This window comes from Sphingobacterium bambusae, assembly GCF_033955345.1.
Lineage (GTDB): Bacteria > Bacteroidota > Bacteroidia > Sphingobacteriales > Sphingobacteriaceae > Sphingobacterium > Sphingobacterium bambusae.
Window position 1 is genome coordinate 4,543,177 of record NZ_CP138332.1, and the last position, 20,989, is coordinate 4,564,165.

General features: G+C 43.3%; 20 protein-coding genes. 11 read left to right on the forward strand and 9 right to left on the reverse strand.

The window, feature by feature from the left end:
• Window positions 1–3 precede the first annotated feature (3 nt).
• The 4 genes from tpiA to SCB77_RS18850 all read left to right on the forward strand — a co-directional run bounded on the left by tpiA (window position 4) and on the right by SCB77_RS18850 (window position 3,385).
• Complete coding sequence (gene tpiA / locus SCB77_RS18835; protein WP_320183546.1) at window positions 4–771, forward strand: triose-phosphate isomerase; 768 nt, start codon at window positions 4–6, stop codon at window positions 769–771.
• 2 nt (window positions 772–773) lie between these two features.
• On the forward strand, window positions 774–1,616 hold the full coding sequence (gene prmA, locus SCB77_RS18840; RefSeq protein ID WP_320183547.1) for a 50S ribosomal protein L11 methyltransferase: 843 nt from the start codon (window positions 774–776) through the stop codon (window positions 1,614–1,616).
• Entirely contained in the window at window positions 1,616–2,986 is a 1,371-nt protein-coding gene (locus tag SCB77_RS18845) for a Mur ligase domain-containing protein (RefSeq protein WP_320183548.1), read from the forward strand. The genes prmA and SCB77_RS18845 overlap by 1 nt, the downstream gene beginning before the upstream one ends.
• A 69-nt stretch (window positions 2,987–3,055) precedes the next feature.
• Window positions 3,056–3,385 (forward strand): helix-turn-helix domain-containing protein, encoded by a 330-nt coding sequence (locus tag SCB77_RS18850; RefSeq protein ID WP_189624782.1) that lies wholly within the window; start codon window positions 3,056–3,058, stop codon window positions 3,383–3,385.
• A gap of 105 nt (window positions 3,386–3,490) precedes the next feature.
• On the opposite strand, the gene SCB77_RS18855 is transcribed toward SCB77_RS18850, so the two are convergent.
• From SCB77_RS18855 to mqnC, 3 genes are all read right to left on the reverse strand, one after another.
• Window positions 3,491–3,649, reverse strand: coding sequence for a hypothetical protein (locus tag SCB77_RS18855; RefSeq protein ID WP_320183549.1), 159 nt, complete (start codon window positions 3,647–3,649; stop codon window positions 3,491–3,493).
• Window positions 3,650–3,780: 131 nt separating this feature from the next.
• Window positions 3,781–4,341: an SMC-Scp complex subunit ScpB gene (gene scpB / locus SCB77_RS18860; protein WP_320183550.1), complete on the reverse strand. Its 561-nt coding sequence runs from the start codon at window positions 4,339–4,341 to the stop codon at window positions 3,781–3,783.
• Window positions 4,342–4,351: 10 nt separating this feature from the next.
• Window positions 4,352–5,473 (reverse strand): cyclic dehypoxanthinyl futalosine synthase, encoded by a 1,122-nt coding sequence (mqnC, locus tag SCB77_RS18865; protein WP_320183551.1) that lies wholly within the window; start codon window positions 5,471–5,473, stop codon window positions 4,352–4,354.
• A 234-nt stretch (window positions 5,474–5,707) separates the two neighbouring features.
• Between mqnC and SCB77_RS18870 the strand changes: the two genes are divergently transcribed.
• Window positions 5,708–6,139, forward strand: coding sequence for an SRPBCC family protein (locus SCB77_RS18870; protein ID WP_320183552.1), 432 nt, complete (start codon window positions 5,708–5,710; stop codon window positions 6,137–6,139).
• A gap of 12 nt (window positions 6,140–6,151) precedes the next feature.
• Window positions 6,152–6,424 carry a GNAT family N-acetyltransferase gene (locus tag SCB77_RS18875; protein ID WP_320183553.1) on the forward strand — a complete coding sequence of 91 codons (273 nt, stop codon included), beginning with the start codon at window positions 6,152–6,154 and terminating at the stop codon, window positions 6,422–6,424.
• A gap of 79 nt (window positions 6,425–6,503) precedes the next feature.
• Here SCB77_RS18875 and SCB77_RS18880 read toward each other — a convergent pair whose 3' ends face one another.
• Together SCB77_RS18880 and SCB77_RS18885 are read right to left on the reverse strand one after the other, a co-directional pair.
• A complete protein-coding gene (locus SCB77_RS18880; RefSeq protein ID WP_320183554.1) occupies window positions 6,504–7,268 on the reverse strand; it encodes a sulfite exporter TauE/SafE family protein in 765 nt (254 codons plus the stop codon).
• 1 nt (window position 7,269) lies between these two features.
• Window positions 7,270–7,932 carry an HAD family hydrolase gene (locus SCB77_RS18885; RefSeq protein WP_320183555.1) on the reverse strand — a complete coding sequence of 221 codons (663 nt, stop codon included), beginning with the start codon at window positions 7,930–7,932 and terminating at the stop codon, window positions 7,270–7,272.
• A gap of 82 nt (window positions 7,933–8,014) precedes the next feature.
• Here SCB77_RS18885 and SCB77_RS18890 point away from each other — a divergent pair, with 82 nt between their 5' ends.
• Genes SCB77_RS18890 through pdeM form a run of 4 tightly spaced genes read left to right on the forward strand, consistent with a single transcriptional unit; the run spans window position 8,015 to window position 13,698 of the window.
• Window positions 8,015–9,013, forward strand: coding sequence for a ligase-associated DNA damage response exonuclease (locus SCB77_RS18890; RefSeq protein WP_320183556.1), 999 nt, complete (start codon window positions 8,015–8,017; stop codon window positions 9,011–9,013).
• Window positions 9,010–10,620, forward strand: a complete 1,611-nt coding sequence (locus tag SCB77_RS18895; RefSeq protein ID WP_320183557.1) for an ATP-dependent DNA ligase — start codon at window positions 9,010–9,012, stop codon at window positions 10,618–10,620. The genes SCB77_RS18890 and SCB77_RS18895 overlap by 4 nt, the downstream gene beginning before the upstream one ends.
• Entirely contained in the window at window positions 10,604–13,051 is a 2,448-nt protein-coding gene (locus SCB77_RS18900; RefSeq protein ID WP_320183558.1) for a ligase-associated DNA damage response DEXH box helicase, read from the forward strand. The genes SCB77_RS18895 and SCB77_RS18900 overlap by 17 nt, the downstream gene beginning before the upstream one ends.
• The gene (gene pdeM / locus SCB77_RS18905) at window positions 13,051–13,698 is read left to right on the forward strand and encodes a ligase-associated DNA damage response endonuclease PdeM (RefSeq protein WP_320183559.1); all 648 of its coding nucleotides are present in this window, start codon (window positions 13,051–13,053) and stop codon (window positions 13,696–13,698) included. Before SCB77_RS18900 ends, pdeM begins: the two co-directional genes overlap by 1 nt.
• Before the next feature lie 38 nt (window positions 13,699–13,736).
• Here the strand turns inward: pdeM and kdsB are convergent, their stop codons facing one another.
• On the reverse strand, window positions 13,737–14,474 hold the full coding sequence (gene kdsB / locus SCB77_RS18910) for a 3-deoxy-manno-octulosonate cytidylyltransferase (RefSeq protein ID WP_320183560.1): 738 nt from the start codon (window positions 14,472–14,474) through the stop codon (window positions 13,737–13,739).
• A gap of 76 nt (window positions 14,475–14,550) precedes the next feature.
• Entirely contained in the window at window positions 14,551–14,943 is a 393-nt protein-coding gene (locus SCB77_RS18915) for a DUF1801 domain-containing protein (protein ID WP_320183561.1), read from the reverse strand.
• Between the two features lie 120 nt (window positions 14,944–15,063).
• Between SCB77_RS18915 and SCB77_RS18920 the strand changes: the two genes are divergently transcribed.
• Window positions 15,064–16,032, forward strand: a complete 969-nt coding sequence (locus tag SCB77_RS18920; protein WP_320183562.1) for a 1-acyl-sn-glycerol-3-phosphate acyltransferase — start codon at window positions 15,064–15,066, stop codon at window positions 16,030–16,032.
• Window positions 16,033–16,157: 125 nt separating this feature from the next.
• Here SCB77_RS18920 and purL read toward each other — a convergent pair whose 3' ends face one another.
• Together purL and SCB77_RS18930 are read right to left on the reverse strand one after the other, a co-directional pair.
• Window positions 16,158–19,832, reverse strand: a complete 3,675-nt coding sequence (gene purL, locus SCB77_RS18925) for a phosphoribosylformylglycinamidine synthase (protein ID WP_320183563.1) — start codon at window positions 19,830–19,832, stop codon at window positions 16,158–16,160.
• A 202-nt stretch (window positions 19,833–20,034) separates the two neighbouring features.
• Window positions 20,035–20,727: an ATP-binding cassette domain-containing protein gene (locus SCB77_RS18930; RefSeq protein WP_320183564.1), complete on the reverse strand. Its 693-nt coding sequence runs from the start codon at window positions 20,725–20,727 to the stop codon at window positions 20,035–20,037.
• Between the last annotated feature and the right edge of the window lie 262 nt (window positions 20,728–20,989).

The following is a 20,989-nucleotide window of genomic DNA, read 5'->3' on the forward strand; positions in this document are numbered from 1 at the left end:
ATTATGCGTAAAAACATTGTTGCAGGAAACTGGAAAATGAATTTGGATTATGAAAAGGGCCTAAGCCTTTTTTCGGAGATTGTAAACATGGTTAAGGACGAGGTTGTTGGCAACCAAGAAGTAATCGTTTGTAGTCCGGCCATACATTTATATAGTATCGGTAAATTGGCATCGCCTGTGGCTAACGTAAGTGTTGGGGCACAAAATATACATCAGGCAGAATCCGGCGCTTATACCGGAGAGATTTCTGCAACGCAAGTGAAGTCGACGGGAGCCGATTATGTGATCCTTGGACATTCAGAGCGTAGAGCCTATTTTGGAGAAACAGATGCTTTGTTGGCAGAGAAGACTGATGCGGCGTTGAAGCACGGATTATCACCAATCTTCTGTATTGGCGAAACAAAAGAGGAGCGTGAGGGCGGTAACTTTTTTGAAGTTATCAAAACCCAATTAGAAGGAGGTGTTTTTCATTTATCTGCTACAGAATTTGAAAAAGTTGTGTTGGCCTATGAGCCTGTTTGGGCTATTGGTACTGGCTTGACTGCTTCACCGGAGCAAGCGCAGGAAGTACATGCCTTTATCCGGGAGACAGTGGCAGCGAAATATGGAGCTGAAATTGCTGATAACACAACAATTCTCTATGGAGGAAGTGCAAATCCTGGCAATGCAAAAGATCTTTTTTTACAAAAAGATATAGACGGAGGTTTGATTGGCGGTGCTTCTTTGAAATCTCGTGATTTCTTAGATATCGTTAAGGTATTCAACGCGTAATAATGAAGTATTCATCCGTCATCTTTACATCTCCTACTATGGAGGACTGGCAGAAGGATCTGTTGATCGCTTCTTTGGGAGATATTGGTTATGACACGTTTGAAGATATCGATCAGGGATTTGCAGCCTACATACCGGCTGCAAATCTTGATCTTCAAGCTTTGGAAACAGTTCTTCTTTCGGAGACTGAAGGTTTCGAAGTAGCTTATGAGGTGCAAGACGTTGAAGAGCAGAATTGGAATAAATTATGGGAGAGCAATTTTAACCCGATTACTGTTGACGATCGCTGTCATGTGCGTGCTACCTTTCATGAGCCCCGCCCAGATATGCCTTACGAGATTGTAATCGACCCAAAGATGTCCTTCGGTACAGGACATCACCAAACTACGTCTATGATGCTTTCTTACGTGCTAGAAGACGATTTTCAGGGAAAAGAGGTCTTGGATATGGGGTGCGGAACAGGTATTTTGGCGATTCTTGCCATCAAATGTGGTGCCTCAAAAGCATTGGCAGTTGATTATGACGACATTTGCGTAGACAGTGTGGAGGAAAATAAGCTATTGAACGACGTAGACAACATCGAAGCATTGCTGGGCTCCAAAGAGGTTTTATTGGGAAAGGAATTTGATGTTATTTTGGCGAACATCAATCGCAACATTTTGTTGGACCAATTGGATCAATATAGTGCAAGCACGCGTCAAGGTGGTCGGTTGTACATTAGTGGTTTCTATGCGCTGGAAGACTTGGCTATTTTACGCGAAAAGGCGGAGTCTGTCGGGTTTCAGTATGAGCGTATGAAAGTGTTGGATGCTTGGTGCTCCGCGAAGTTTAATAAAATTAGCTAATGCATATTCATTTTATAGCCATCGGTGGAGCTGTGATGCATAATTTGGCCATTTCATTGGCTGAACAGGGACATCAAGTGTCTGGTTCCGACGATCAAATTGTGGAGCCATCGAAATCTCGACTTAAAAAAGCAGGTTTGCTGCCTGCGAAGGTGGGCTGGTTTCCGGAGCAGATCACCGAGGATATCGATGCAGTCATTTTGGGTATGCATGCAGAGGTGGACAATCCAGAACTGTTAAAAGCGCAGGAGCTTCATATTAAGATCTATTCTTTTCCGGAGTTTATCTACGAGCAAAGTGTTAATAAAACACGTGTTGTCATTGCCGGTACTTACGGAAAGACAACGATCATGAGTATGATTATGCACGTGCTGAAAAAATTAGGTAAGGATTTTGATTACCTTGTGGGCGCACAACTGGAAGGTTTCGATTCCTTGGTCAAACTTACCACCCACAATAAGATCATTCTGCTCGAAGGCGATGAATATTACGCATCACCCATCGATCATCAATCGAAGTTTCACCTATTTCATCCAAATATCGCCCTAATCAGTGGTGTGGACTGGAATGAAAGTCGTACGGATATAAGCCGTGATGATTATTTTCAGCAATTTGAAACATTTGTCGATACGATCGTCAAGAAAGGTACTTTGATTTACAACAAAGATAATACCTATCTGCGAACCATTGTGGAAGAAACTTCTGATTGTAAGATTAACAGACACGGTTATCGATTGCCTGAATATTCGATTAATAAAGGGGTGACTTATCTTCATTTAGGTGAGGAAAGAATTCCGTTACAGGTATTTGGTAAACTTAATTTGTCCAATATTGCGGGTGCTTATACAGTTTGTGAGTGGTTAGGGGTGAAGCGGACGGATTTTTACAATGCCATTCGCGACTTCAAAAGTTCTATCCGGTATCTGGAATTTGTTGCTAGTGACAATGAACGTGTGGTTTATCAGGATTTCAATTATTCTTCCTACAAACTTCAAACGAGCATACATGCTGTGAAGGAGCAGTTTCCTAATCAAGGACTTGTTACCATTATTGAATTGAATCCATATGAAGCCGCTGATGGCAATTTTCTTGGCCAATATAGATCATCCATGGATGAGTCTGATTATGCGATTGTATTCGTTAATAAGGACGCAATCAAGGATAAAAATATATTAATAAGTAATTTGGAAACAGAAATTAAGCAAGTTTTTAATCATAAAAACTTCACATTTTTAAAAGATGTGATTTCTTTGGAGAATTATTTAGAAAGTTTTAAATCATTGGGGTTCAATATGTTATTTATGGTTTCTCCAAATCACAGTTCGGTGAATATTGTCGGCTTTGCGGATAAGTTCTTTAAAAATTATTAATTATTTTTTTTCTAGGTTTTTCTTTAGTATTTTTTTTATTACTTTTGGAATAAGAAAAACAATTTACCCATGAATGCATTAGGAAAAAAAATTCGTCTTTTGAGACATCAAAAAGGCTGGAGCCAAGAGGACGTTGCTAAACGTTTAGACATTTCTATTCCAGCTTTTTCAAAAATTGAAACAGGTATTACGGATGTAAATCTGTCTCGATTAAATCAAATTTCTAAACTTTTCGGTCTTTCCTTAGTTCAGCTGTTGTCAACAACTGATTCTGAGGAGGAAAAGCAAATTCAGGATGAGATTAATGTATTGAACAAAAAGCTTCAATCGAGAGATGGAGAAGTGATCGAATTGCAGAAAAAGGTGATTGATTTATACGAGCAATTGCATAAGAAATAACCCGAATCAATCGGTATTTAAGTAAAAAGGCAGCGTTATATTGGTAACGCTGCCTTTTTCATTTCTTCTCAGTTTGTCCGGTTGAATTCAATTAGGTCGTGTTGATTAAAAATCGTCATCATCAAAATCATCAAGATCGCCGATTGAATCGATTTCATCCAGTTCGAAATCGTCATCATCATAGACATCATCTGCATCATCCTCCGGACCGTTAAAATTGACAAACTCGTCAACTAAAACTTCTTGTTCTGCCACTTGCATCATAGTCTTTTCGTATTAAAAATTGATAAATCTTATGTTTGTTACTAAGCGTAAAAATAATCAAGAATATGCTAACTTTAAATTTTTTTTATTTTTTTAATGGCTGAAATACAGGTGTTTAAGTTTGCTTATTGTTATTCGCTTATTTCACCAATGCTATTCTCTTCAGCGACGATGTCCTTCAGCTGTGGCAAATCTTTCGCACTTTTTATACCGAAGTGTTGCATAAACTGATCGCTGGTTGTATAAAGCAGAGGTTTGCCAATACTATCGGATTTTCCGGCAATCTGAATAAGCTTTTTTTCCAGAAGTCGCTGGATGGAGTAATCGCAATTGACGCCGCGAATTTGTTCAACTTCCAATTTAGTGATGGGTTGTCGGTAAGCGATGATAGCCAACGTTTCCAAGGCTGACTGGCTCAGTTTTTTGCGGTCTTTGTGTGCTTGCAATTGATTGATCACTTCATGATAAATGTCTTTCGTCAAAAACTGGTATTGATTGGCTATTTCTCGCAACTGAAATACCTGATCATCGTGCGCATACTTTTCCTTTATTTTTGCAAGAAGATCGATCACTTCTTGCCGATTGATATCGATGGCTAAACCATCTTGCAAAACCTGCTTTATCTCGTTTGCTCCAATGCCTTCTTCTGCGGCGAAAATGATGGCTTCTATATTCAAAAGGATATCTTTCATCCGTTTTTCTTTAATAGTTTATGACCTGTTCTTCCATTTGCGGCAACACACGGAAGTCATACTTCTGCGTGCGCAGTTGAGGTTCGAATCCTGCTTCACGGATGGCATCTTGTATGGATTTGGAAGTAAACCGATGCGGCGCTCCCGCTGCCGAAACAACATTTTCTTCGATCATAATAGATCCGAAGTCATTCGCTCCAGCATGTAAGCAAAGCTGCGCGGTACGTTTTCCTACCGTTAACCATGATGCTTGTATGTTTTTTACGTTGGGCAACATAATCCTGCTTAGGGCGATCATGCGAATGTATTCCTCACCCGTGACGTTGTTGGTTATTCCGCGCAGACGTTTCAACAAGGTGCCATCGTCTTGAAATGGCCAAGGGATGAACGCTATAAAACCATGCGCATCGACGGGCTTTTCCGCCTGCACTTCCCTGATCCATACCAAATGTTCAAATCGCTCGTCGATCGTTTCTATATGCCCAAACATCATCGTTGCCGAAGTTGGTAAGTTGATTTGATGTGCTGCACGCATGACGTCGAGCCATTCCTGTCCTCCACATTTACCTTTTGAGATCAACCGACGCACGCGGTCATTCAGTATTTCTGCCCCAGCACCAGGCAAGGAGTCCAGGCCAGATTCTTTCATAGCGCGTAGCACTTCAATATGGGGCAGGCCTTCGAGCTTCGAAACGTGTGCTATTTCTGGCGGTCCTAGCGCGTGCAATTTCAAGTCAGGGTAGAGTTCTTTCAGTTGCTTGAACAAGGTCGTGTAGAAATTGAGTCCCAAATCAGGATGGTGGCCTCCTTGCAATAGAAGTTGATCTCCACCGTAGCGAAAGGTTTCCTCGATCTTTTGTCGGTAGGTCTCTATATCGGTAATGTAACTGTCCTCATGCCCCGGTCGGCGAAAGAAATTGCAAAATTTGCAATTGGCAATGCACACGTTCGTTGTGTTGACATTGCGGTCTATTTGCCAAGTCACCTTTCCATGTGGAACCTGCTTTTTGCGAAGCTCGTTGGCCACATAAGTAAGGTCGGCTGTAGCGGCGTTATGGTAGAGGTACATGCCTTCTTCTTTGCTCAGAAAGTCAAAGTTTAATGCACGCTCTAATAATTTATCTACATTCATCGTTAACAAAGATACACAGGATTTTTTTTAGTGTGAAATGTTTGGTGTAAACTGCCGACTGGAATTTTTGCCAATTTGAAGGCGCACTTATTTTAAAATAATCGGCTTGTCTTTGGCCTTTTGAAACAGTTGAAAAAGGCCTAGTTAATCAGACTTTTTAAGGCCTATTTTTTTCAACAGACCGTAAACTATTTACCACAATATTTGTTATATTTATTGAAAAACAATTGAGGTATGATAAAGCCTGCACCAATCCTAGTTGAGCGAACTTATTCTGCAAGTCCAGATCGTGTTTGGGAAGCCCTTACCGATAAAGACAAATTGACCCTGTGGTATTTTGAAATACCCGAATTCGAGTTGAAGAAAGGAGCGGAATTTAATTTCTACGAGTCAAAAGGTGTAAATCGTTACCACTACCGGATTAAGATTCTTGACTTTAAGCCTAATGAGCTTCTGCAGTACGTATGGAGCCATCCAACGGAAAGCAAGGGACTTTCGGTGGTAACCTGGTACCTTACACGACGGGGAAATGCCACGGCGGTACGCGTCGTACATGAAGGCATAGAAAGCTTCGCGGATGCTGGCGTTCTAGTGGATCGTACAAAGTATGAAAAAAGCTGGAACAATATCTTAGGAACCTCATTGGCTAATTTTTTAGAAGAATAAGAACAACGTATAATGGAATTAATACATGTAGAGGATCAAAGCAAATGGTTGGCTTTGAATGATGAAGTACAGATTGGCGAGTTGGTATACACGCGTAATGAGCGTACGTTGACTATTACCAATACGGAGGTTGAACCTTATTATAGAGGAAATAAAATAGCGGAGGAATTGGTGTTAGCTGCAATTAAGCTGGCGAGAGACAATGGGTTAAAGGTTGTTCCTGCTTGTTCTTTTGCGGAAACGGTCTTTGAACGCTACCCCGACGAACGCGACGTTTTGGCTTAAATATTAGCGATGCTTTTAGGCTTTAGACTCTTTTAGTGTATAGTGTTGTTAGGTCTTGATGCCAAAACATTCGCTAGCCCTACAACGTGATCAACAATAAAGCAGAAACAATAATCAAACCCATTATTAGCCGTCGGAATTGTTTCTCGGGCAAAATGTGGATAATGCGGATGCCTATAAAGCCGCCTAATAAGATAAATGGTAAGGCTAATAGGTTGAGGAATAAGCCTTGCCAGCTTAAATTGTGCCATACAAAGGCTTGTAACGGTATTTTGCTGAAATTGAGGATCATGATAAACCATGCTGAAGTGGCTGCAAATGTTATTTTATCGAGCCGTTTCGACAACATATACACCGATAGGGCTGGACCCGCAGCATTTCCTATCATTGTTGAAAATCCTAAAATAAGCCCAAAAATAGGAGAGTACCAGCGATTTTGAGTTAATCTGTCCTGCAGTTCTCGTGGCGATCGCTCCAACCATATCATAATGCCCATTCCCACCATGATGCAGCTGCCGATTAGTATTTTGAAAGTTTTGTCGTGCAGATAATTACCTAAAAGTAGTCCTGCTACAAGTCCAACGACGGCTGCAGGAAGTAACTTCTTAACTTCATGCCATAAGAACGCTTTGCGGTAGTAAATAACAGCGATTAGATCGGCGAAACATAGCAGGAGCAAAACAATGCCCGTCGAATATTTTGCACCAAACAGAAACGCAAATAGAGGCACAGCTAACGTCCCGATGTTTTGGATGCCCGTTTTCGACATTCCAATAAGTATGGCACAAAGAAAGTAAACGGCCCAACCGCTGGGTGATGTTATGAGCTGTAGCGCTTCAGCCATCTTAATCTTGGCGAATGAGTTGTTTTACTTTTGCTGCATTGATTTCAGCGTAGTCAGTCAAGTAAGCGACACAGGGCGGCAATTGGTCTTTTGGATGCGAGCTGAGCACACCAATAACCTTCATGCCTGCATTTAAACCTGCCGTGACACCCGAAAAGGAATCCTCGAATACCAGACAATTTGCAGGATCAACGCCAATGTTTTCTGCTGATTTAAGATATACTTCTGGATGGGGTTTATGTAAGGTAACATTTTCGCTAGCAAGTAACGAGTCCATCTTATCAGCTATTTGGAGCACATCGAGAATCAATTCCAAATTAGCACGAGGGGCGGACGTGGCTACTGCTGTTTTGAATCCGTTGGCCTTTAAATCATCTAGAAAAGTCAGGTAATTGGGTAAGGTTTTTACTTCGGATCGGTAAATCTCTCGAAACAAGGCTTCTTTTTCACCTTCCAGCGCAATAAGCTCCTCGCCAAAGATGTTACGTTTGAAGAAGTGTGTCATGATATAGCTGTTGTGCTTGCCAAACATATGGTCTTCAAACTCTTTGTCGGTGTAGGCTATTTTGTATTTGTCAAAGAAAATAGCAAAGGCTTTTGCATGATAGGGATTCGTGTGGCAGATAACACCATCCATGTCAAAAATGACTGCATATTGATTCATTGCGCAAAGATAATCAAAACAATTTTATTGTTCGGGCTGTTCGCTGTAAAAGCAAATTTGACAGGATGGGAGCGACCTTAAAATGAATTTATTGTCCGTTAACGAATGTGGCCTGTACTGTAAGCAGGGGAATTTTTATATTGATCCATGGAAACCAGTCAAGACGGCCTTGATTACGCATGGGCACAGCGATCATATGCGTGCCGGGATGGGCAACTACATTTGCCATCATCATACTATCCCCATACTTCGGCTGCGTTTAGGTATCGATAATGTGGTGCAGGGGGTAGCTTATGGAGAGCAATTCCACATCAATGGCGTAACGATATCCTTCCATCCGGCAGGTCACATCATTGGATCGGCGCAGATAAGAATGGAATACCAAGGAGAAGTATGGTTGTTTACCGGAGATTATAAACTTTCGGTAGATGGAGTGAGCCAACCTTATGAATTGGTGAAGTGTGACCATTTCATCACAGAGAGTACCTTTGGACTCCCGATCTATAATTTTCCTTCCAACCAGTCTATCTACGAGAGCATCAATGCTTGGTGGCGCAGCAATGCGCAGGAAGGAATGAATACGGTGCTTTTGGGATATGCACTAGGCAAAGCACAGAATATTCTAGCGCATGCAGAGGAAGACATAGGTGATATATTTCTGCATGGCGCCGTTGATAATGTTAATGAAGCCTTAACAGAGGTCGGATTTAAATTCCCCGGAACGAGAATAACTAGTGATACGCGCCGCGATGCTATACGAGGCGCGTTAATCGTTGCACCACCATCAGCGATGGATACACCTTGGTTGCGCAGCCTAAAGCCGTTTCGCATAGCGATGTGTAGCGGATGGATGCAGATTCGAGGTGCAAGGCGGAGGCGAGGGGTGGACCGCGGTTTCGTGTTGTCTGATCATTGCGATTGGCAACAGCTTAACCAAGCTGTGGTCGAGACAGGGGCGAAACAGGTATATGTCACGCATGGTTATGAACACAATTTCAGTAGATGGGTGCAAGCAGAATACAATATTGGCGCTTCGATATTCAAAACACTTTACAACGATGCTGAGGAGGAAAATGTATGATCGACTTTGTTCAGCTATTTGAGGCTATAGACAGTACAACGAAAACTTCGGTGAAAGTAGCAGCTATGTTGGATTACTTTAGGACGGCAAAGGAATCGGACAAATTGTTTGCGATGGCGATACTGACGGGCAATAAACCCAAAAGACCGATACGAACAACGGATTTGCGTGTTTGGGCTTCGGAAGAAGCAAATATTCCCTTATGGCTGATTGAAGAGAGTTACTATGTCGTCGGGGATTTAGCCGAAACGATTTCGCTTATTCTGCCGTTAAAGACGGAAGCCCATGCGTTGGATGTTTCCCTGCGTTCTCTTTTTGAAGCCATTGTGGCCTTAAGGAGCAAATCATTAGAAGAGCAACGTGCCTTGGTCGTTGGCTATTGGTCGAAATTGGATGGCACAGCGCTTTTTATCTTCAACAAATTGCTTACCGGAAATCTTCGCGTTGGTGTCTCTCGCAAATTGCTGGTGAAGGCTGTAGCACAGTATCTCGAGTCTTCAGATCCGGAAGTAGAACATCGTCTGATGGGAAAATGGAGCCCTTTTGAGGAGACGATGGACTCTCTGTTTCAGGGAGACTTACAGGAAAATAAACATTTTTTACCCTATCCATTCTATTTGGCCTACGCACTGGATAAAGATCCGGCCGAGCTGGGCGAGTTGCGCAATTGGGTGATGGAAGCAAAGCTTGATGGTATTCGTGGACAATTAATTGTGCGCAAGGATGAGCTCTTTGTATGGAGTCGTGGAGAAGATCTGATGACCGATAAATTTGTGGAGTTTGAACCGTTACGTTCCATTTTGCCGGATGGCACAGTTATCGACGGGGAAGTGCTGCCTTGGAAAGACGACAAGCCGATGGACTTTTCAGTGATGCAAACTCGCATCGGTCGCAAAAATATTTCAAAAAATGCGCTAGCCGCAGCGCCGTTGATTATGGTATGTTATGATTTGTTGGAGTGGCAAGGTAGTGATATTCGCTCGTGGCCGCTACACAAACGAAGAAGGCAATTGGAAGCTATTTTAGCCAACTATCCGGTAGGGGATATCCTAAAATTGTCCGCGGAGATGTCGTTTGAAAGCTGGGATGCGGCGGAGCGCTATCGGCGAGAAGCAAGGCAACAGCATTCAGAAGGACTGATGATCAAGCACCGCGAAAGCATATATGAAGTAGGACGGAAGCGTGGTAATTGGTGGAAATGGAAGACCGACCCCATGACTATTGACGGCGTTTTAATATACGCCCAATCGGGACATGGCAGGAGAGCAAATTTGTTTACCGACTATACCTTTGCCGTTTGGGATGAAGGTGAGCTGGTGCCCTTTACAAAGGCATATTCGGGTCTTACCGATAAAGAATTGTTTACCATTGATAACTGGATCAAACGACATACCATCGCAAAGTTCGGCCCAGTACGCAGCGTAACGCCTGAGTTGGTCTTTGAACTGGCCTTTGAAGGGATTAACGTCAGTACAAGACATAAATCTGGTGTCGCTCTTCGCTTCCCTCGGATCATACGTTGGCGTCAAGATAAACCCGCAAGTGAAGCCAATACTAAAGAAGATTTGTTAAATTTGATTGCATCACAACATGAATCAATTCGCTGACGTATGGTTTCATAATCAAGGCTGGGAGCCACATGCTTTCCAACGGAACGCCTGGAAGGAAATTGCTAAAGGCCGATCGGGATTGTTGAATGCGCCAACTGGATTTGGAAAGACATTTGCTATTTGGTTCGGCATAATTGCACACTATTACGACGATAAAAAGTACCAAAGCGAGAAAAGAAAATTTAAAAAGAATAAGTTGCATGCTCTTTGGATTACGCCTTTGCGCGCGTTATCCAAAGAGATTTATAAAGCAACTACGCAAGTCAGCAGCGACTTGGATTTGGATTATCAGGTGAAGTTACGTACAGGTGATACCAGCTTGAGTCAACGACAAAAGCAACGCAAGAAACCTCCTCAGGCACTGATTACTACACCGGAAAGTGTACATCTATTATTGGCGTCGAAGGAGGGAACAGATTACTTCAGCCAACTTGCTTTTATCGTCGTGGATGAGTGGCACGAATTGCTGGGTAGTAAGCGTGGCGTTTTGGTCGAGTTAGCCTTAAGCCGTATCAAAGCCATAAACCCAAAACTTAAGGTGTGGGGAATTTCTGCTACCATCGGTAATTTGGCGGAAGCACAAGAAATATTGTTAGGAACAGGACATAAAGGAGCAATGGTTCGGGCGAGTCTGAAAAAAAAGATTCAAATAGAAACGGTGCTGCCCGATAATTTAGAAAAATTTCCATGGGCGGGTCATCTTGGCATACGATTGTTGGATAAGGTGGTTGCTATCGTGAACCGTTACCAGTCTACATTGATCTTTACCAATACACGCTCCCAAGCGGAAATCTGGTACCAGCAAATTATTATGCACTATCCATCCTTTGCAGGAATTTTGGCTATCCATCATGGCTCATTAAGTGACGAAGTGCGACTATGGGTGGAGGATGCGTTGCATGAGGGGCGTCTAAAAGCTGTAGTATGTACCAGTAGCTTGGATCTCGGGGTAGATTTTAGGCCGGTAGATTGCGTAATTCAAATTGGATCACCGAAAGGTGTTGCACGCTTTCTACAGCGAGCAGGACGTTCGGGGCATCGACCTCATGAAACGTCACATATCTATTATGTACCCACCAATTCTTTAGAGATCATTGAGGGAGATTCGTTGAAGTACGCCGTGAAGGAACAGATTATTGAGCAGCGCCTCCCGTACATTCGAAGTTTCGATGTGCTTATACAATACTTGATGACCTTAGCGGTTGGCGACGGTTTCATAGCCGACGAAATTTTTGAAGAGGTGCGCGGTACACATTGTTTCGCCTCACTCACGCGGTCTGAATTTGATGAATGTCTCGCGATGCTGATTCACGGAGGAAAGACGTTAAATGCGTATGATGATTTTCACCGTTTGGTATTAAAAGATGGTCGCTTCACCGTCGAGTCGAGAAAGTTAGCCATGCGGCATCGATTGAGCATAGGAGCTATTGTGTCGGATGCGATGATGAAGGTAAAGTTTATGTCGGGTAAATATTTAGGTTCAATTGAGGAATCGTTCATTTCCAAACTCAATACAGGCGATGTCTTTTGGTTTTCCGGACGGCAATTGGAACTTCTGCACGTGCGTAATATGGAAGTCGTTGTACGCCCAACAACGAAATCGAAAGGCGTCGTTCCCTCGTGGATGGGCGGACGTTTTTCTATTTCTCCCAACTTAGGCGTAGCCATTCGGCACAGTTTTGAAAGTATACATAATAAAGATCGGTTAAGTCCTGAGGTTGCTTTTTTGCAGCCACTTTTTAAGGAACAGCAACGACGATCGGGTTTGCCTCGCGAAGATGAACTATTGGTGGAGTATATTACCACCAAATATGGACATCATCTTTTCGTCTATCCTTTTGATGGGAAACTGGTACATGAGGGGATGGCACAAGTATTGGCTTACCGATTGGGGAAGATTAAAGCTGCAACATTTAGTATCGCCAGCAACGAGTATGGTTTCGAATTGTTATCGGCTACGAAATATGAGATTGACAATACCTTTATCAAGGAGCTGCTATCTCCACGAGAGCTTCACCGCGATATTGGTTCGGGGATCAATGTGCAGGAAATGGCACGTCGTCGATTTCGGGATATCGCCGGTATTGCCGGTTTGGTTTTTCAAGGTTTTCCAGGAAAAGCAATGAAAGCGAAACATCTGCAGGCGAATGCCGGTCTGTTTTTTTCGGTATTCGAGGATTATGATCCCAACAACTTACTGCTAAGAGAGGCATATGATGAGGTTTTTGATTTCCAACTGGAGGAGGGAAGGATGCAGCTTGCCTTTGAACGTATAGCCCGACACGCGATTGTTTTGACTTTTCCTAAACAGTTAACCCCCTTTTCATTTCCCATCTTTTCGGAATCTTTTCGAGAGAAATACAGCAACGAGGATTGGCAAAGCCGATTGGAACAGATAAAATTACAGTTAGAAGGAAAGTTGGAATAATGGCAAAAAAGATTGAGTTGAATGGGGTCGAACTTTTCCTGTTACCCCAAAAAGTGGTTTATATTCCTATACATGAGCTATTGATCGTTTCCGATTGGCACATCGGCAAGCTGGGACATTTCCGGAAAGCAGGTGTGTTTGTACCTCCAATGCAACTGGAAGAGGAATTCGCACGGTTGGACATATTGTTGAATGCATTGACGATCAAGCAAGTGGTCTTTCTAGGGGATCTTTTCCATTCGGAATGGAACTATGAATGGGATGAATTTCAACTTTTTTTAAATCGTTTCCCTGCAATCAGGTTTATCTTGACGCGTGGTAACCATGATATATTGCCTGAAGCTGTACTTGCCAAATCTATTATTCAGGTTAAAGATTATATACTCTTACCCGAAGGCATAGTCTTGTCGCACGAGCCGATCGTACAACTTGATGCAGGACTATACAATTTGGTGGGTCATCTGCATCCCGGATGTGAAGTTGCTATGCAAGGACGACAATACTATAAGTTGCCTTGTTTTCACCTAGAAAAAAAAGTGCTTACCCTGCCCGCCTTTGGTCGCTGGACAGGTCTTTTTATCCTGCCCAAGAGGCAGGATAATCGCCTGTTTGCTGTGGTTGGCAATGATGTCGTTGAGCTAAAGTAAAGACTCCCAACATACATTGCTCGGCAACAACGTTATCTCTAGAAGAAGGTACGTTTTATTGTCTCTAAGTCCTCTGGTCTATCTACAGCGACGGTATCGTATGCTGTTTCCGCAACACGGATACGGTAGCCGTTTTCCAGCCAACGCAGCTGCTCCAATGCCTCTGCTTTTTCTAAACTGGAGATAGGCAATCTGGTGATCTCTTGCAACACCGCTGTCTTATAGCCGTAGACACCAATGTGTTTGTAAAAGTTATGTTTACGCAGCCACTCGGCGTTTGGTATTCCGCGTAAGAAGGGGATCGTTTGTCTAGAAAAGTACAGCGCTTGTTGCTCGCTTCCGACGATTACTTTTGGAGTATTTTCACTAAAGAGATCCTCCTGTTTGTCAATTTTCTTAATAAGCGTCCCGATATCTGTTTTTGGATCATTAAAAAGGGAACATAGAAGATCGATTTGTAACGGATTGATGAAAGGTTCGTCGCCTTGAATATTAATGGCTACGTCAAATCCATTAATTTTCGATACCACTTCTGCGCAGCGATCCGTGCCTGACTCATGTTCAGTGGAAGTCATGATTACATTGCCAGCAAAAGAGCGTACGTGTTCTTCGATGCGTTGATCGTCCGTGGCCACAACAACTTCTGCCAGACTCGCGCAACCTTTAACCTGTTCGTACACACGCTGTATCATCGATTTTCCACCTATATCCGCCAAGGGCTTGCCTGGGAAACGCGATGAAGCATAGCGCGCCGGAATGATTCCTATAATTTTCATAGTTCAAAGTAACAAGTAAATATTAAGACCGAGAAATGTAAATACGGATTTATCTAGCATAATCGAAGTCATCTTTTTATTTCAGTCGTTCAAGCACACCCTTACGTTTTACGATGTTTTTGTAATCCCATTGTATATCTCTAGCTTTCTCGAGCCAACGATTTAGATCATTTTCGATTACCTGTTCGGGATCCGTGTAGCGTATTTCTGCGGCCATAAATTTGCCCTCCGTACCAAGCATAGGTTCGTCAAAAGATTGACCGCTCCAAAACAACAAACGTACCGAATCTTTGAGTTTGCTGTATCCAACAATAGGGTTACTATCGATAAACCACACGGGATGTGCATGCCATAGTTTATTGTCCGCTTCAGGCAGTTTTTTGCTGATATAATCCGCAAGTAGCGAGCAGATGCGTTGATCGATTGCTGTCTGTTGGTTGTTATACTGGTGTACATCGGTATGTATCATACGCAAGAGCATTTAGTTAGCCTTTTATAAAGATTACAGGCAAGGTAAAAAAATGTTTCGTAAAAAAGGGTCTATTTTTTGCTATCTTGGTTCAAGCAATTGTAACAACAACATGCATATATGTTTTATAATGTATTAAGATATTTTGTACGATTAGGCCTACATTGGTATGCTCCAGCACTACGCAGCATTAATCTGGATCTGGCGACGTTTCAGGGACCAAGCATTATTGTTTCCAATCATCCCAACTCGCTTTTCGATGCGTTGGTCATTGCAGCTTATAGCCCGGTAGAGATCCGTTTTTTAACACGTGGAGACATTTTCAAGAAAAGCTGGGCAAACCTGCTATTACGGAATTTGTTTCAGCTACCTATCTACAAGAAGAAAGACGACGAAGAGTTTGCGGTGAAGAACGACTTCACCTTTGATGAGTGTATGCGCTGTTTGGCAGCAGGAAAGCATGTGCTGTTGTTTCCGGAAGGCAGGTCGTTGAATTTGTGGGGGCTACAGCCTTTCATGAATGGAGGATTAACTTCGCTCTTGGAACGAGCTTACCGCGCCGAGATCCCGATACAGATCCAAGCGTTTGCCTTGAACTACAACTCGTTCCAATACGTGCCAAAAGCAGTAGAAATACAGGCTTTAACGCCTTTGGACAGCACCGACTATATCGCTGCTCATCATATAGATGCTGCCGCGGTTATAGCAGAGCTACGCTCGCGCCTACAACAGGTCGTTTCGGAAACACCCTTGGAACCTGTAGTAACTTCTGAAGGCGATAGAAATATGTACCGGATTCCAGCTAAAATAGGTTACTATACGCAATTTTGGTTTTACAGACTGTGGCGGGATTATGTACGTAAAAAAACTGCAGGGACGATTTTTTTCGATTCTATGCTTTTCGCAGGGCTACTCTTTTCCTATCCGATTGTTGTCTTCCTCTTTAGCTTGATGATCGGCAAGTTGTTGGGGTTTTGGATTGGGCTGCTGGTTTTTCTTTTCTTGCCGGCCACTGCCTACTGTATGGCAAAGTATCAAAAAATTACAGTAGAACAGGATTTAACTAGCGCTAAAGCTAATCGGTTGTAGGTAATATGGGTTTATTTGCGCGAAGGAGCATCGACAAGACCTAAGCATGGATATCGACCTAAAGCAAACATCCCCCTTTACGTGGTAAAGAGGGATGTGGAATATTTATGACTGCCAGCGTATCGCTATTTGGCTTGTTTCTCGATCCATGATCTTGCATTCACAAAGGCCTCAATCCAAGGAGATACTTCATCCTGACGATTTTCTGGATAGTTTGCCCAGTTCCATTGGAATGTAGAACGTTCAATGTGTGGCATGGTTACCAAGTGACGTCCTGTTTTGTCACACATCATTGCCGTATTAAAGTCCGAACCATTAGGATTATGCGGATAGGCTTCATAGCCATACTTCGCTACGATCGCATATTGGTCTTCCCCGTATGGTAAATTGAATTTTCCCTCACCATGGGAAATCCAAACTCCGAGGGTACTGCCGGCCAAGCTTGATAACATCACCGAATTGTTCTCTTGTATTTTTACCGAAACAAAGTTCGACTCGTGCTTCTGCGAGGTGTTGTGTTGCATTTTGCCATGAACTTCGTGATCAGGATTGATCAACTCGAGTTCCATAAACAATTGACAGCCGTTACAGATTCCTACAGATAGGGTATCAGGTCGAGCAAAGAAATTTTCCAGTGCTTTTTTTGCTTTCTCGTTGTACAGAAATGCTCCTGCCCATCCTTTAGCAGAACCCAGCACGTCTGAATTGGAAAAACCACCTACCGCGCCAATAAACTGAATGTCTTCCAACGTTTCCCTGCCAGCGATTAAATCCGTCATATGCACATCTTTCACGTCGAATCCGGCAAGATACATCGCATTGGCCATCTCGCGCTCAGAATTGGACCCTTTTTCGCGGATGATTGCCGCTTTCGGACGGGAAGTCAGGGTCGTTGTGTCTGGTTTCTTACCCGTAAATTGCGTAGGAAATGTATATTGAAGAGGCTGGTTTTTATAGTTGGCGAAGCGCTCCTCTGCCGTACCATTTTTAGCCTGCTTCTGATCTAATAAAAACGATGTTTTGAACCAAGTGTCGCGTGTTTCGGCGATGTTGAACGTGAAAACATCTGCGTTGTTTTTGATCGTAGCTTCGGTACCTTCTTTAGCACTTCCTATTTTAACCGCGGCAATACCAGCGCTTGCTAACGTTGCTTCGAACGATGTATCATTTCTCGCTTGCAATACCAACGCAATATTTTCGTTGAAGAACGCTTTTACGGTGTCGGCTTCGTTCAATCCGGATAGGTCGTAATCTGCAGCCAAGTCCACATCGGCAAAGGTCAGCTCCAACAGCGTTGTCGCCAATCCTCCCGACCCTACGTCATGACCCGCAATGATTTGATCTTCATGGATAAGATGTTGGATCGTATTAAAGGCTTTCTTGAAGTAGTCCGCATCTTGTATAGTCGATACCTCATTACCAATCTTATTGTTGATTTGAGCAAAGGACGACCCTCCGAGCTTTAATTGATCTTTCGAAAGGTTTATGTAGTAGATGGATCCTGCATTTTTCTTTAAAACAGGCTCCACAACTTTGTTGATGTTTGTACAGTTTCCACCAGCGGAAATAATCAAGGTACCTGGCGCGATGACATGGTCACCATCTGGGTACTTCTGTTTCATGGATAAGGAGTCCTTTCCAGTGGGGATGTTGATGCCCAGAGCGATCGCAAAATCAGAGCATCCTTTTACGGCTTGGTATAAACGAGCATCTTCACCTTCGTTATTACATGGCCACATCCAGTTGGCAGAGAGTGATACTCCAGCTAAGCCATTTTTTATTGGTGCAAACACCAAGTTTGATAGCGCCTCGGCAATGGCGTTGCGGGATCCCGCAACAGGATCAATCAAAGCCGTTAACGGAGAGTGACCAACGGTGGTCGCTATACCTTCCGTTGATTTATAGTCTAGTGCCATGACCCCCACATTATTGAGCGGTAACTGCAAGGAACCTACACATTGTTGTTTGGCAACGCGTCCGCCCACACAGCGGTCTACTTTGTTGGTCAACCAATCTTTAGAAGCTACCGCCTCTAATTGCAATACCTGATTCAGGTAAGCCGGTATATTTTCTACGTTATAGCTAAGGTCAGCATAGCTGCGGGTGATTGTTTTGTCGTTCATCACCGTCTTCGGTGAAGATCCGAAAAAGTCCGCCAAATCGTAATCCATTGGCTTTTCGCCCGATGATGATGAGGCAAAGGTGAAGCGGTGGTCTCCCGTGACATCACCTACGGTATACATCGGGGAACGTTCCCGATCAGCCACTTTCTGTAGCTGCTCAATATCTTTTTCTGCAATAACCAAGCCCATACGCTCCTGTGACTCATTACCAATAATCTCTTTCGCGGATAGGGTAGGGTCACCTACAGGCAACTTATCGAGGTCAATGAGACCTCCTGTTGCTTCCACAAGCTCCGAAAGACAGTTTAAGTGTCCGCCAGCACCGTGGTCATGGATCGATACAATAGGGTTGTGATCAGATTCTACGAACGCGCGTATCGCATTGGCAGCGCGTTTTTGCATTTCTGGATTCGAACGTTGAATGGCATTCAATTCGATGCCCGAGCCGAAGGCTCCGGTCTCTGCCGAGGAAACTGCTGCACCACCCATACCGATGCGGTAGTTTTCGCCACCCAAAACGACAATTTTATCGCCTTCCTGTGGCTCGTGTTTTTTCGCTTGGCTTAATTTTCCGTAGCCAATACCGCCGGCTTGCATAATCACTTTATCGTACCCCAGTTTTCTGCCGCCCTCTTCGTGTTCGAAGGTCAAAACTGATCCTGTGATCAAGGGTTGACCAAATTTGTTACCGAAATCGGATGCACCGTTGGATGCTTTTATCAGGATATCCATGGGTGTTTGGTAAAGCCAAGCACGTTCTTCAACGCCCTTTTCCCAAGGACGGTCATCCAATAATCTCGAATAAGCGGTCATGTAGATAGCTGTTCCCGCTAGTGGAAGCGCACCCTGTCCGCCGGCCAAACGGTCGCGAATTTCACCGCCTGATCCTGTGGCAGCGCCTGCGAAAGGCTCTACTGTTGTCGGGAAGTTATGCGTTTCTGCTTTCAGGGAGATAACAGAGTCGAACGTTTTCTCGGCATAAAAATCAGGTTTGTCACCCGATAGTGGTGCAAATTGCGTCACCTGCGGCCCTTTTATAAAGGCCACGTTATCTTTATAGGCCGAAACGATGTCGTTAGGGTTCGTCTCGGAAGTCTTTTTGATAAGTTTGAATAAGGAGGTTGGCTGTTCTTCACCGTCGATCACAAAAGTACCATTGAAGATCTTGTGTCGGCAGTGTTCTGAATTGGCCTGTGAAAAGGCGAAAATTTCAGAGTCCGTTAATTTCCTGCCCAGCTTTTCTGCTAAATTATGTAGGTAGGTCACTTCCTCAGCACTTAAAGCCAAGCCTTCTTGTTTGTTATAGGCTTCAATATCATCGATGTCCAGAATTGGCTCGGGCTGTATATTGATGCTATACATTTCTTGTGTAAGCGCGGTATATTTCTGCGAAATCATCGGGTCAAAATCCGAAAATTCTGCATCTACCGGATTGAATTCTTCGATGCGGATGATGCCTTGTATCCCCATGTTTTGGGTAATTTCTACTGCGTTTGTACTCCAAGGAGTCACCATAGCAGCGCGTGGCCCTACATAATGGGCGTCAAGCGTTGTCTCCGCAAGTTTTTTAGCATTTCCAAAGAGCCAGTTGAGTTTCGAAATATCTTCTTGGGATAGTTCTTGTTGCGTTTGCACACCGTAAACAGTGTTGCTGGGGTTCACAAAGAAAAGAATCATTATAACTGTGTGTGTTGAACGTTCGTCAAATCAAAGCACAAAGTTACGGAATATTTTGATGAGAAATAGCGAAATTCTAAATTCTGATGCATCTAAGGAAATCAAGGAAGCACGAGTCAGAATTTTGTGTAGACTCACCGTTAAGCCAAGTGGTTTTGCTTGACAGACACGAAGTTATTATTGGTCGTAATATTGGTGAATTTTATCGGTCGCCTTGGAGATCATCGGGGCTTTCCGGTAAGTAGAAGAATTCAAGTTCTTTAGGGGCTGCGATACGACGACAACTGCCATTTTGCAACAAGAGGGTCTCTGTTGCAATCGCTAACACGTCACGGTAGTTATGATCAGAGATGATGAAACCTTTCGTGTCGGCAAACTTCGCAATCAAATCTGAAATTCTTTGTATTGCAAGGGGCTCCAGTCCGGTAAACGGTTCGTCAAGAAGTAGGAAATCAGTAGGTTGGTAAAGAAGTAAGCAAATTTCCAAATACCTACGCTCTCCACCAGAAAGTTGGTAGACACGCTTGCTGATCAAAGGGGTGATACCACTATCGTTTGATAGCGCATGTTGCTCTGCCTCGTTGAGGACAAGAAGTTTGATTAATTTAAAGACTTTTTCGTTGCTGGGGAGAAAAGAATCCTGTGGCAGATAGCCCACCTTTCCACTCAAGTAAGGCTTTGTGCTTCTTTTTCCGTTTATTAAGATATGACTGTGTTGCGCTTTAATAGAGCCAAAGAGAATCTTGAGTAAGGTCGATTTCCCAGCACCATTTCGACCCAACAAGCCGACAATGTCACCTGTTCGGCATTTTATGTATGCCCCCGTGATAATCGGTCGCGTTCCGACGTATCGAAACTCAACGGAGTCTGCGTAAAATTCGTTTATTACCTCCATAGGATTATGACGAATAGGTTTATTGCCAATACTAGTAAAACATTGGCAATAAAGCCAAATGCGTATAATCTAGGAAACGACATGCGCATATTAAAGTAGAGGTATTGCGTACGTTTTCCAAAATAATGAAAAGCAAGTGCCGTTATGCCATGACCGATAGTCGTGAAAACTAATGAAAATGAGATGAGCATTGGAATGGGATGAAAAGATAGATCTAAAGGGGACAGTACTGAAAATAAAAAAGATAATGCGACGTTGACCA

What these genes read in the sequence shown, in the direction of transcription:
- tpiA (WP_320183546.1), top strand. Translation starts at nt 4, where the DNA reads ATGCGTAAAAACATTGTTGCAGGAAACTGGAAAATGAATTTGGATTAT.
- prmA (WP_320183547.1), top strand. Translation starts at nt 774, where the DNA reads ATGAAGTATTCATCCGTCATCTTTACATCTCCTACTATGGAGGACTGG.
- SCB77_RS18845 (WP_320183548.1), top strand. Translation starts at nt 1,616, where the DNA reads ATGCATATTCATTTTATAGCCATCGGTGGAGCTGTGATGCATAATTTG.
- SCB77_RS18850 (WP_189624782.1), top strand. Translation starts at nt 3,056, where the DNA reads ATGAATGCATTAGGAAAAAAAATTCGTCTTTTGAGACATCAAAAAGGC.
- SCB77_RS18855 (WP_320183549.1), bottom strand. Translation starts at nt 3,649, where the DNA reads ATGATGCAAGTGGCAGAACAAGAAGTTTTAGTTGACGAGTTTGTCAAT.
- scpB (WP_320183550.1), bottom strand. Translation starts at nt 4,341, where the DNA reads ATGAAAGATATCCTTTTGAATATAGAAGCCATCATTTTCGCCGCAGAA.
- mqnC (WP_320183551.1), bottom strand. Translation starts at nt 5,473, where the DNA reads ATGAATGTAGATAAATTATTAGAGCGTGCATTAAACTTTGACTTTCTG.
- SCB77_RS18870 (WP_320183552.1), top strand. Translation starts at nt 5,708, where the DNA reads ATGATAAAGCCTGCACCAATCCTAGTTGAGCGAACTTATTCTGCAAGT.
- SCB77_RS18875 (WP_320183553.1), top strand. Translation starts at nt 6,152, where the DNA reads ATGGAATTAATACATGTAGAGGATCAAAGCAAATGGTTGGCTTTGAAT.
- SCB77_RS18880 (WP_320183554.1), bottom strand. Translation starts at nt 7,268, where the DNA reads ATGGCTGAAGCGCTACAGCTCATAACATCACCCAGCGGTTGGGCCGTT.
- SCB77_RS18885 (WP_320183555.1), bottom strand. Translation starts at nt 7,932, where the DNA reads ATGAATCAATATGCAGTCATTTTTGACATGGATGGTGTTATCTGCCAC.
- SCB77_RS18890 (WP_320183556.1), top strand. Translation starts at nt 8,015, where the DNA reads ATGAATTTATTGTCCGTTAACGAATGTGGCCTGTACTGTAAGCAGGGG.
- SCB77_RS18895 (WP_320183557.1), top strand. Translation starts at nt 9,010, where the DNA reads ATGATCGACTTTGTTCAGCTATTTGAGGCTATAGACAGTACAACGAAA.
- SCB77_RS18900 (WP_320183558.1), top strand. Translation starts at nt 10,604, where the DNA reads ATGAATCAATTCGCTGACGTATGGTTTCATAATCAAGGCTGGGAGCCA.
- pdeM (WP_320183559.1), top strand. Translation starts at nt 13,051, where the DNA reads ATGGCAAAAAAGATTGAGTTGAATGGGGTCGAACTTTTCCTGTTACCC.
- kdsB (WP_320183560.1), bottom strand. Translation starts at nt 14,474, where the DNA reads ATGAAAATTATAGGAATCATTCCGGCGCGCTATGCTTCATCGCGTTTC.
- SCB77_RS18915 (WP_320183561.1), bottom strand. Translation starts at nt 14,943, where the DNA reads ATGATACATACCGATGTACACCAGTATAACAACCAACAGACAGCAATC.
- SCB77_RS18920 (WP_320183562.1), top strand. Translation starts at nt 15,064, where the DNA reads ATGTTTTATAATGTATTAAGATATTTTGTACGATTAGGCCTACATTGG.
- purL (WP_320183563.1), bottom strand. Translation starts at nt 19,832, where the DNA reads ATGATTCTTTTCTTTGTGAACCCCAGCAACACTGTTTACGGTGTGCAA.
- SCB77_RS18930 (WP_320183564.1), bottom strand. Translation starts at nt 20,727, where the DNA reads ATGGAGGTAATAAACGAATTTTACGCAGACTCCGTTGAGTTTCGATAC.